This window comes from Accumulibacter sp., assembly GCF_029255285.1.
Classification (GTDB): domain Bacteria; phylum Pseudomonadota; class Gammaproteobacteria; order Burkholderiales; family Rhodocyclaceae; genus Accumulibacter.
Genome location: NZ_JAPUVI010000031.1, coordinates 1 through 3177 on the forward strand (window position 1 = coordinate 1; position 3177 = coordinate 3177).

A 3177-nucleotide genomic window follows, 5' to 3' on the forward strand; every position below is an offset into this window, starting at 1 on the left:
CTGCGACGAGCTGATCAAGGAGGCCTACCAGGGCATCCGCCCGGCCCCCGGCTACCCAGCCTGCCCGGATCACACCGTCAAGGGCGATCTCTTCAAGCTGCTCGATGCCCCTGCCCGGGCCGACATGCACCTCACAGAGAGCTTCGCCATGACCCCGGCGGCGGCGGTGAGCGGCTTCTACCTCGCCCATCCGGACAGCCACTACTTCGCGGTCAGCAAGATCGGCCGCGATCAGCTGGAAGACTGGGCCGGGCGCAGCGGGATGAGCGTGGCCGAAGCCGAGAAGTGGCTGGCGCCGCTGCTGTGACGGCCTATCCTGTTCGGCGACGGGTGTTTATGCCCAGGTGCTAAGATCAATCTGCCGGGCGTACGGCGCTGATCGTAGTTGCCTGTCCATCAGCATACGATGGGGAGTTGAACCAAAGTGAGAGTAGACGCAAATCCGATTCTGAACGCGCCATACGCCGAGCCGGAGCGCCACTACGCGACTGACCTTCAGGGAAACCTGAATTACAAGGATATTCGTGAAGGTCGCCGCCTCTTCACGCCGGATGTTCCACAGGTACCACTTGGTCAGCAGGCGCAGGGCAGCATGTTTGACCTCAACGATCTCAAGAGCGAGTTCGGAGAACACCTTGTTAACCAGATGCGTGAGCAGATCCGTGACTGGCGCCAGTCCGCCTATCGGGGTGTCACTAGTCGGGTAACGCGAGACCTGCTTGGCTATTGGTTTGCCAATCCCGAGCGCGCGCCGCACCAGAAGCTCTTTTTTGCCCAGCAGGAGGCCGTTGAAACCGCCATCTGGCTCAACGAAGTGGCTGAAAAATCCAATTCCGGGACGCACATTCTCAGTCAGTTACGCCAGCGTCAGGCAACTCCGGGTGGCGCTCCCGCCGATCAATTGCCCCGTCAGGCCTTCAAGATGGCGACCGGTAGCGGCAAAACGGTTGTCATGGCCTGCTTGATTCTCTACCACTACCTCAACCGACGCGAATACCGCAACGACACCCGCTACTGCGATTATTTCCTCGTCGTCGCGCCCGGCATCACCATTCGTGATCGGCTCAAAGTTTTGATTCCGGATGCCCGCCACGACAGTCCGCAGGATGCACAAGACTATTACCGTCAGCGCTACCTGCTCCCGCCGTCTTACCGCGCGGCCCTTGGGGAACTCGCCCATAGGCTGATCGTGACCAATTACCACGAATTTCTGCCGCGCCAGCTTTCGGGCAACAAGAAGACGCCCTTTGACGGCAAGCTCGATGAAGACGGCAACAAGGTTAAAAGCTGCGAAGACGAAAATCTTGTGTTGCGCCGCGTGCTCGGCAGTTTCAAGCCGGGTCGGCGACTGCTTGTCATCAACGACGAAGCCCACCACTGCTACCTGCCGCTTGCCAAAGGCAAGGACACTGAACTTGATAACTCCGAAACCGAGAACGAACGCGCTGCTGTCTGGTTCTCGGGCCTCCGTGCTGTAGCGCAGCGTTTCAAGCTGCGTGCCGTCTATGACCTATCGGCCACACCCTACTTCCTTTCGGGTTCCGGCTATCCCGCCTATTCGCTGTTCCCGTGGACGGTCAGCGATTTCGGATTGATCGAAGCTATCGAGTCGGGTCTGGTCAAGATTCCCTTCCTGCCGGTCGATGACAGTAGCCACGCCATCGACGAGCCCATCCTCAAGAACCTCTACGAGAACTGCAAGGGTGAGTTACCCAAAAAAGGTCAGCGCAAGGCTCGCAAGGATGCCGACAACGATGAGGTCAAATTCGAGGCTGCGCCGCATCTGCCCGGTATCGTCCGTTCAGCCCTCGAGCAGTTCTATAACCACTACGAAGAATACGAGCGCGGCCAGCGCAAGAAGGGCGAAATCAAGGCCGACATGTTCACGGCGCCGCCAGTCTTCATCGTCGTCTGTAACAACACCACGGTGTCGCGCGAGGTTTTCAAGGAAATCGCCGGCTACGAGCGCATTGACGAAAACGGCCAGACATCCGTCGTAGCCGGTCGGCTGCCGCTGTTCTCAAATTTTGACCCGAATACCGGTCGGCCACTGAATCGTCCGCCCACCCTGCTCATCGACAGCGATGCCCTCGAACACTCCGGCCAGATCGACGACAGTTTCAAGAAGGTATTCGGCCCGGAAATCGAACGTTTCAAGCGCGAATACCGGCAACGTCACCCCGACAAGAGCATCGAACAACTCACCGATGGGGATTTGCTGCGTGAAGTCGTCAATACAGTAGGCAAGCCCGATACACTCGGTGCCCACATTCGCTGCGTGGTTTCCGTGTCGATGCTGACCGAAGGCTGGGACGCCAATACCGTCACCCACGTCATGGGGCTGCGCGCCTTCGGCTCGCAACTGCTTTGTGAGCAGGTCGCCGGCCGGGCCCTGCGCCGCCGGCACTACTACATCGACCCCAAGACCGGCAAATTCCCGCCCGAATACGCTCACATCATTGGTGTCCCCTTCAAGTTGTTCAAGGCCGGGAAGAGCAGTCAGGTCGAGGTGCCGGATTACGCCCTCCTGCGCGCGTTGCCGGAGCGCTCATCGCTTGAAATCCGCTTTCCCAACCTTATCGGCTATCGCCTCGAAACTGACAGCAGCGAACTCAAGGCCGATTTCACCGCGACACCGGACTACTTTGTCGACACCAACACTCAGCCGGTCGAAACCACCCTCGGCACGGCTGTCTCCGGTGATACCCAAACCCTGCGCGCCAAGCTCGAAGACCTGCGCGACCAGCAAGTCATCTACACGCTGACCAAGGAATACCTACTGCGCGTACACGACGAAAAGCAGCGCAACGACCTGCGTCTCTTCCAGCAGGTCAAAACGATTGTCGGCCAGTGGTACGAGCAAAAGCTCAAGCTCAAGGGTGAAGACGATCCCATCTACAAGCGCCTTGTCATCTACGACGACCCGCAGCCCATCGTCGAGAGCATCAATCGCGGCATCATCGCCCATGCCGCGGAGCGGGAGCGCGTGCTGCCCATCCTCAACCACTACAACCCGCTCGGCACTACCGCCCACGTCTTCGGCCACACCAGCAAGAAAACATGGCCAACCAAGAAAAGCCATATCAACCTCGTAGTGGCCGATACCGACGCCTGGGAACAGATCGCCGCAAAGACGCTGGAAAAAATCCCGGCTGTCGAAAGCTACGTCAAGAACGC

Annotated in this window: 2 protein-coding genes; both read left to right on the forward strand. The window is 59.0% G+C overall.

Annotation, left to right across the window (positions count from 1 at the left end; all coding sequences use genetic code 11):
- A partial coding sequence (locus Q1M07_RS05250) for a vitamin B12 dependent-methionine synthase activation domain-containing protein (RefSeq protein WP_300451698.1) occupies nucleotides 1–307 on the forward strand: 307 nt, incomplete at its 5' end.
- A 117-nt stretch (nucleotides 308–424) separates the two neighbouring features.
- Nucleotides 425–3177: BPTD_3080 family restriction endonuclease (locus Q1M07_RS05255; RefSeq protein ID WP_300451701.1), on the forward strand; the 2753-nt coding region annotated here is incomplete at its 3' end.